The sequence below is a fragment of the Porticoccus sp. genome (assembly GCF_041592135.1).
Classification (GTDB): domain Bacteria; phylum Pseudomonadota; class Gammaproteobacteria; order Pseudomonadales; family Porticoccaceae; genus Porticoccus.
On sequence record NZ_JBFHQR010000124.1, the window covers coordinates 1 to 7,550 of the forward strand.

Annotated in this window: 7 protein-coding genes and 1 pseudogene; 6 read left to right on the forward strand and 2 right to left on the reverse strand. The window is 58.0% G+C overall.

The annotated features are described in order from the left end of the window. The 4 genes and pseudogenes from ABY948_RS10170 to ABY948_RS10185 all read left to right on the forward strand — a co-directional run. Positions 1 to 342 (forward strand): annotated as a pseudogene (locus ABY948_RS10170) (PrkA family serine protein kinase); the annotation flags it as partial. 96 nt (positions 343 to 438) lie between these two features. Then, positions 439 to 1,698: a YeaH/YhbH family protein gene (locus tag ABY948_RS10175; RefSeq protein ID WP_461482426.1), complete on the forward strand. Its 1,260-nt coding sequence runs from the start codon at positions 439 to 441 to the stop codon at positions 1,696 to 1,698. Next, on the forward strand, positions 1,695 to 3,227 hold the full coding sequence (locus ABY948_RS10180; RefSeq protein WP_461482427.1) for a SpoVR family protein: 1,533 nt from the start codon (positions 1,695 to 1,697) through the stop codon (positions 3,225 to 3,227). The genes ABY948_RS10175 and ABY948_RS10180 overlap by 4 nt, the downstream gene beginning before the upstream one ends. Positions 3,228 to 3,332: 105 nt before the next feature. Next, positions 3,333 to 3,500, forward strand: coding sequence for a hypothetical protein (locus tag ABY948_RS10185; protein ID WP_461482428.1), 168 nt, complete (start codon positions 3,333 to 3,335; stop codon positions 3,498 to 3,500). 14 nt (positions 3,501 to 3,514) lie between these two features. On the opposite strand, the gene ABY948_RS10190 is transcribed toward ABY948_RS10185, so the two are convergent. Together ABY948_RS10190 and ABY948_RS10195 are read right to left on the reverse strand one after the other, a co-directional pair. Continuing rightward, positions 3,515 to 4,408 (reverse strand): mechanosensitive ion channel family protein, encoded by an 894-nt coding sequence (locus ABY948_RS10190; protein WP_461482429.1) that lies wholly within the window; start codon positions 4,406 to 4,408, stop codon positions 3,515 to 3,517. A 13-nt stretch (positions 4,409 to 4,421) separates the two neighbouring features. After that, on the reverse strand, positions 4,422 to 5,393 hold the full coding sequence (locus ABY948_RS10195; RefSeq protein ID WP_461482430.1) for a magnesium transporter CorA family protein: 972 nt from the start codon (positions 5,391 to 5,393) through the stop codon (positions 4,422 to 4,424). Positions 5,394 to 5,514: 121 nt separating this feature from the next. Here ABY948_RS10195 and ABY948_RS10200 point away from each other — a divergent pair, with 121 nt between their 5' ends. Next, entirely contained in the window at positions 5,515 to 6,741 is a 1,227-nt protein-coding gene (locus ABY948_RS10200) for a multifunctional CCA addition/repair protein (protein WP_461482431.1), read from the forward strand. Further along, complete coding sequence (locus tag ABY948_RS10205; RefSeq protein ID WP_461482432.1) at positions 6,738 to 7,478, forward strand: pteridine reductase; 741 nt, start codon at positions 6,738 to 6,740, stop codon at positions 7,476 to 7,478. The genes ABY948_RS10200 and ABY948_RS10205 overlap by 4 nt, the downstream gene beginning before the upstream one ends. Positions 7,479 to 7,550: the final 72 nt, after the last annotated feature.

Sequence of the window (7,550 nt, forward strand, 5' to 3'; positions counted from 1 at the left end):
GCCCTCAACGACGAGCTGGAAAAAATCGAGAAACCGGCGGGCATCAGCAATCCCAAGGATTTCCGCAGTGAGATCGTCAACTTCGTGCTGCGGGCACAGGCTTCCAACCATGGCAAGAACCCGAAATGGACCAGCTACGAAAAACTGCGCGGGGTGATCGAGAAGAAAATGTTCGCCAGCACCGAGGACCTGCTGCCGGTGATCTCGTTCAATGCCAAGGCCTCTGCTGAGGACAAGAAAAAGCACAGCGACTTCGTGGCGCGCATGGTGGAGCGAGGCTACACCGAGAAACAGGTCAGGCTGCTGTCCGAGTGGTACCTGAGAGTCAGGAAATCACAATGAATGGAACCGCGCCGTGGGAGATAAGGGAGGGAACACCACACCGACATTTTTACAGCTCCGCTGAACGATGATCAGCCACCTTTCAGGAGGAAATCCGTGAGTTTCCTGATCGACCGACGTCAGGGCAGCAAGCAGAAAAGCCTGGTGAACCGCCAGCGCTTCATGCGTCGCTACCGTAAACAGATCCACAAGGCGGTGGCGGAGAACCTGCGCGCCCGCAGTATTACCAACACGGAAACCGGCGAAAAGATCAGCATTCCCGCCCGGGATATCCGTGAGCCCATCTTCCACCACGGCCGCGGCGGCCGGGTGACCCGGGTATTTCCCGGCAATGAAAAGTTTGTCAGCGGCGACCGCTTTCCCCGGCCCGAGGCCGGTGGCGGCGGCAGCGGCCCCGGCAGCAGTGACAGCGGCGAGGGCATGGACGAATTTGTGTTCCAGATCAGCCAGCAGGAATTCCTGGATGCCCTGTTCGAAGACATGGAACTGCCCAACCTGACCAAGCGGCAACTGTCTGGGGTAGACGAATTCAAGCGCGTCAAGGCCGGTTATTCACGCGAAGGCACCCCCGCCAACATCAGCATTATCCGCTCCATGCGCGCTGCCACCGCCCGCCGTATCGCCCTCGGCGCCAGCAAGCGCCGTGAGTTGCGGGAACTGGAAGCGCAACTGGCGGAACTTCCCGAGAGTGAAGAGGCCCGCCCGGAGCGCAGCAAGCTGGAGGAGCGCATAGACCTGCTGCGGGAACAGCTGGCGCGCATCCCCTTTCTCGATGATTTCGACATCCAGTACCACCGCCACACCAGGGAACCCGTGCCCCGCTCCAAGGCGGTGATGTTCTGCCTGATGGATGTCTCCGGTTCCATGGACCAGGCTACCAAGGACCTGGCAAAACGATTTTTCATTCTGTTGTACCTGTTCCTGTCGCGCAATTACGAAAAAACGGAGGTAGTGTTTATCCGCCACCACACCAGTGCCAAGGAAGTGGATGAAGAGGAATTTTTCTATTCACGGGAAACCGGCGGCACCGTGGTCTCCAGCGCCCTGGAACTGATGAACAAAATCATTCGGGCGCGCTACCCGGTCAGCGAATGGAATATCTATGGCGCCCAGGCCTCGGACGGCGACAACTGGCCGGAAGATGCCCAACGCTGTGTCAGCAGCATCAATAATCTGCTGCCGCTGGCCCAGTACTACGCCTATATCGAAATTACCGACCAAGGCGACAAACCGCTGTGGGAAACCTACCTGCCTGTCCAGCAACATCACCCGGAGATGTTTGCCATGCAGCACATCAAGGGTCCGGAGGATATCTACCCGGTGTTTCACGAGCTATTCAGGAAGCAGGTGTCATGAAAAGCAAGCTGATCTCCACCAGTTCCGACTGGAACTTCGAGACGCTGCAAGACTATGAGCGTGAGATTGGCCGCATTGCCAAAAAATTCCGGCTCGACACCTACCCCAACCAGATCGAGATCATCAACTCCGAGCAAATGATGGATGCCTACGCCTCCTCCGGGTTGCCGGTCAATTACCATCACTGGTCCTTCGGCAAGCACTTTATCAATATTGAAAACAACTACCGTCGCGGCTACATGGGGCTGGCCTACGAAATCGTCATCAACTCCAATCCCTGCATTGCCTACCTGATGGAGGAAAACACCACCACCATGCAGGCGCTGGTGATTGCCCACGCCTGCTTTGGCCACAACTCCTTTTTCAAGAACAACTATCTGTTCCGCACCTGGACCGATGCCGCATCCATCGTCGATTACCTGGTGTTTGCCAAAAATTTCATCGCCGAGTGCGAGGAGCGCCACGGCACCGACGAGGTGGAACTGCTGCTGGACTCCTGCCACGCGCTGATGAACCAGGGCGTGGATCGCTACAAACGACCCTACCCCATTTCAATAGCGGAAGAACAGCGTCGCCAGCGGGAGCGGGAGGATATCCTGCAACAACAGGTCAACGAACTGTGGAAAACCATCCCCATCAAGGCCGAAGACGAGGCACAGAGCAAACCAGCGAGGTTCCCCCCGGAACCTCAGGAAAACCTGCTCTACTTTATCGAGAAAAATGCCCCATTGCTGGAACCCTGGCAGCGGGAGATCGTGCGCATCGTGCGCAAGACCGCCCAGTACATGTATCCACAGCGGCAGACCAAAATCATGAATGAAGGCTGGGCGTGCTTTTGGCATTTCCACATCCTGCACGAGTTGTACCGGGAAGGACTGGTGGATGATGGCTTCATGCTGGAATTCCTCCAGCACCACACCAATGTCATCTACCAACCGCCCTTCGATTCACCGCACTTCAACGGACTCAATCCCTACACCCTCGGCTTTGGCATGATGCAGGACCTGAAACGCATCTGCGAACACCCTACCGAAGAAGACAAGCGTTGGTTTCCGGATATCGCCGGCAGCCCCTGGCTCGACTGCCTGCACTTCGCCATGCGCGACTTCAAGGATGAGAGTTTTATCCTGCAGTTTCTGTCGCCGCGACTGATGCGCGAATTAAAACTGTTTGCCGTACTGGATGATGAGCAGCACAAGTATCTGGAAGTGGCCGCCATCCACGATGAAAACGGCTACCAGGCCATCCGCGAAATCCTCGCGGAGAGTTACAACATCAGTCAGCAGGACCCGAACATCCAGGCCTACAACGTCAACGTGCGCGGCGATCGCTCCCTGACCCTGCGCCACGAAATGCACAATGGTCGCCCCCTCGAAGAGGAATCCACCGAGGAACTTCTGAAACACCTGCACCGCTTGTGGGGTTTTGATGTCCACCTGGAATCGGTGGTGAGCAGTCCGGGGCAAGTCGATATCAAACAGCGGCGCAGCTGCCCGGAAAAAAATGATCCCGGTGATGACCTGATCTAAGCGTTGTCCAGTGCCAGGCAAAGCGAATTTTTCACCGTTCGGGTATTGCCATTTCTCCTTACACAGTTAAAATACTGTACAAACATACAGGCTGTGTAAAAAACCATGAATCTGACCCGTATCACCTATAAAATCCGCTCCCGTATTCGCCTGGCGCGCTATGCCAGCCGCTACCCCTTTGCCATCAACGGTGTCAGCCACCCGGTCACCCTGGGGCCGGAACAGTTGAGCCGCTTCTTTGCCTTTGTCGCCAACAGCGAGCGTCGCGCCTAGCACTGCAGCACCACTCAGGTTTCTGGCTTATCCGTGGAGGGGTTGCCGGCAAGCTGAATGGCGGAAGAGCGCAGGTGCAGATCCCGCTGCGGAAACGGAATCTCGATATGGTTATCAACCAATGCCTTGTTGATCGCCAACAGGTACTCAGACTTCACCAGTCCGGGCCGCTTGATCGAATCCCCACGCACCCACACTGACAGGGCAAAATTGAGGCTGCTGTCGCCGAATTCCTTCATCACCACAAACGTCTGGCGATCACCGTACTCAACGGTCAATGGCAGCGCCTTTGCCGCCTTCTTCACCACCTCGATGACCTTGTCGGTATCCGTGCCATAGGCCACCCCGAACGGGATGGAAAAACGGCGCTCATCGTCTTTCAGGGTCCAGTTATTGACCCGGCCGTTGATGAACTCCGAGTTCGGCACCAGGATATCCGCATTGTCCATGGTCTTCAGCAGGGTACTGCGGATATTGATCTCCTTCACCTCGCCCAGCAGCCCCGACTCCAGTTCCACGAAGTCGCCCACCCGCAGGGACTTCTCGAACAGGATGATGATGCCGGAGACAAAATTATTGGCGATATTCTGCAAACCGAAACCGATACCCACACCGAGGGCACCGGCCACGATCAGCATCTTGTCGAAGCTGACGCCCAGGCTGGACAGCGCCATCAGAAAACCAACGGCGAGAATGCTGTAGCTCATCAGCCGGGTAAAGGTATAGAGCTGGCTCGGCGAGATGCGACTGCGTGAACCAACAGCCCTGGTCAGCGCCCGGCTCAACCAGCGGGACAGCACCAGTGTCACCGCCACAATCAACAAAAACCGGCACACTTCACCCAGGGTGAGTACGTAATCACCGATTTCCAGCAGCCGCAACTGCAGCCACTCGCCCAACAGCGCCATATTCACCATCGCCTCACAACCATTTATTACGTTTGAAGATAACCAGCAGCGTCGTCGCGATCGCCACCATGACCGCCAGTAAAACAAAATAGCCACTGCGGGTATGCAGCTCCGGCATATTGTCAAAATTCATGCCGTAGACCCCGGCCAGAAAACCCAACGGTATAAAAATAGCCGTGAGCACTGTGAGAATCCGCATGGTGCTGTTCAGTTCGTGGGAGGTCAGCGAGATATAACCGTCCACCAGATCCCCGGCCACCTCATAGTACATGGATGACAGGGACAGCAAGCGTTCGTACTTTTCGTAGACATCGATGACCTGGTGCCGGTAGGCATCCGATTCTGCGCTAAACAGCGGCTCATCCACCTCGCGGAGCGCTTCAAACACCCCCGCCAGGTAAGAGAAGATACGCCGCAACTTGCGCAAGCGGGTGCGATAGCCGGTCAGTTCGCGCATTTTCTGGTCATCCGGGTGTTCCTGCAGCCCATCCTCCAGCTCGGAAAGTGTCGGTTCAAAGTTCAGCAGCAATTCGGTATAGCGCCGGGCAGCGGTGGTGGCCAGCGCCAGCGCCAGGTGTATCCCGCCATTGGCCATCATTTTCGCCAGCTCTTTTTTACCCCACCAGTCGTTGATACTGACGGAAATGCCACCGCGGCGGGTGAGCAGGAAATTATCGCCGGCGAACAGGGCAATCTGGATGGTACCGAAATCCAGGGTACGGCTCTCGGCATCCAGCCCCCTCAGCAAGATAAACAGGTGATCGTCGAACACCTCCAGCTTGGGGGGGTGGCGCTTGCGCTGGGCATCCAGTATCGCCAGGTGGTGAACACCAAAGCTGGCCAGCAATTCGGCCTCCTCGGCTTCGTCTTCCTCATACATGTCCAGCCAGAGGCGGCTATCCGGATTCTGGCGCCACTCGTCAACCAGTTCCCTCCCCCCCTGTTTCAGCTGGCCACTGCTATCCAGCAGGGTTGCTCGCAACATCTGGTGATCCCCTTCTTTTTTGCCGAGTATATGTCAGCTGGGCATTGATCCCACAAATTTTCGTCAAGGTTACCCGCCCTGTGCGAGGGCTGTTAACATAGCCCCATTAGTTGGAGCTCCCATGAAGGTCTATCTGGTCGGCGGCGCGGTGCGCGACAAACTCCTCGGTTACCCGTTCGATGAACGGGACTGGGTGGTGGTGGGCGCCACCCCGGAGATGCTGTTGCAACAGGGCTATCGACCGGTCGGCAGCGATTTTCCGGTATTTCTGCACCCCACAACCGGCGATGAATACGCCCTTGCCCGCACCGAAAGGAAGTCGGGATTCGGTTACAAGGGCTTCCAGTTCTGCACTGATACCAGCGTCACCCTTGAGGAAGACCTGAGCCGCCGCGACCTCACCATCAATGCCATGGCCGAGGATGCCGACGGCACCCTGATCGACCCTTACAGAGGCCGACAGGATATTGAAAACCGGGTACTGCGCCATGTCTCCGATGCCTTTGTGGAAGACCCGTTGCGGGTGCTCAGGGTGGCACGGTTTGCCGCCCGCTACGCCCACCTCGACTTTAGCATCGCCTCCGAAACCCTGGAGCTGATGCGCCAGCTGAGCCAAAGCGGCGAGCTGCAACATCTGACGCCAGAACGGGTCTGGATGGAAACAGAGCGAGCATTGGGCGAGCGCTCACCGCGCACCTACATTGAAGTGTTGAGGCAATGCGGCGCCCTGCAGGTGCTGCTGCCGGAAGTGAACCAACTGTTCGGCATTCCCCAGCGGGCCGACTACCACCCGGAGGTAGACACCGGCATCCATATCCTGATGGCCCTGGATCAGGCGGCGGCGCTGGACACGGACCCCGCGGTGCGCTTTGCGGTGCTGATGCACGATCTCGGCAAGGGCATTACCCCGCCGGATATCCTGCCCCGCCATATCGGCCATGAGGAGAACGGCGTCAGGCTGGTCAATGGCATCTGCGACCGCCTGAAAGTCCCCAACCGCTTCCGGGAACTGGCCATCGCCGTGACCCGGCACCACCTGCACTGCCACAAGGCGCCGCACCTCAGGGCCAGTACCAGCCTGCGTTTGCTGAAGGAAATCGGCGCACTGCGCCAGCCGGAAAAACTGACACAATTTATCCGCTGTTGTGAGGCCGACGCCCGCGGGCGGCTCGGTTTTGAAAACAAGCCCTACCGCTCAGGCCAGTGGCTGCAACAGGCGTTCGAGGCTATCCAGTCCATTGATAATCGTGAATTCATTGACCGCGGCCTGACCGGCAAACAACTGGGTGAGGCCATCGACCAGCGCAGACTCGATATTCTCAACAGCCTGCGAGAACCCTGCCATTGAGTACCCCCGTCGTACTGGTCACCGGCGCGGCGCGGCGCATCGGCGCCGCCATTGCCCGCACCTTCCACCGGGAGGGATTTGATGTCGCTCTGCACTGCAACCGTTCCGTCGACGAGGCCCGGCAACTGGCGGATAGCCTCAATGCCAAACGGCGGGATTCGGCGCGGGTATTTCCGGCGGCACTGGGCGACATTACTGCAGTACAAACCATGGCGGAACAGGTTCGCCTGTGGCGCGACCGGCTGGATGTGCTGGTCAATAACGCCTCGAGCTTTTACCCCACACCACTGGAAAGCGCCTCGGAAGCCCAGTGGGAGGAGCTGATCGGCAGCAACCTGAAAGGCCCCTATTTTCTCTGCCAGGCCCTGGCCGAACCGCTGCGCCAGCGTCACGGCAGTATCGTCAACATTGCCGATATTTACGCCCGCAGCCCCCTCATGGGTTACAGCATCTACTGCATCGCCAAGGCCGGCAACGCCATGATGACCAAGGCCCTGGCCAAAGAGCTGGCTCCCGAAGTACGGGTCAACGGTATCGCTCCCGGGGTGATTCTGTGGCCCCACAGCGACGAACAGATGAGCGCAGCCATCAAGCAACAGGTCATCAGCCGGGTGCCGCTGCAACGCATTGGCAGCCCCGCCGATATCGCGACAGCGGCCCTGTTTCTGGCCACCCGCGCCAGTTATATCACCGGCCAGATAATTGCCGTGGACGGCGGCAGTGGGCTGAACAACTGAGCGACTTGATCCGTATCAAGCAATCCGCGTCAACTCCCCCTTTAACCTCTTGAAAAGGCTTTTTCCAGCCCA

Bases quoted from the DNA above. Each gene is read 5' to 3' on its own strand.
- ABY948_RS10200 (WP_461482431.1), top strand. From the start codon at position 5,515: ATGAAGGTCTATCTGGTCGGCGGCGCGGTGCGCGACAAACTCCTCGGT.
- ABY948_RS10190 (WP_461482429.1), bottom strand. From the start codon at position 4,408: ATGGCGCTGTTGGGCGAGTGGCTGCAGTTGCGGCTGCTGGAAATCGGT.
- ABY948_RS10195 (WP_461482430.1), bottom strand. From the start codon at position 5,393: ATGTTGCGAGCAACCCTGCTGGATAGCAGTGGCCAGCTGAAACAGGGG.
- ABY948_RS10185 (WP_461482428.1), top strand. From the start codon at position 3,333: ATGAATCTGACCCGTATCACCTATAAAATCCGCTCCCGTATTCGCCTG.
- ABY948_RS10180 (WP_461482427.1), top strand. From the start codon at position 1,695: ATGAAAAGCAAGCTGATCTCCACCAGTTCCGACTGGAACTTCGAGACG.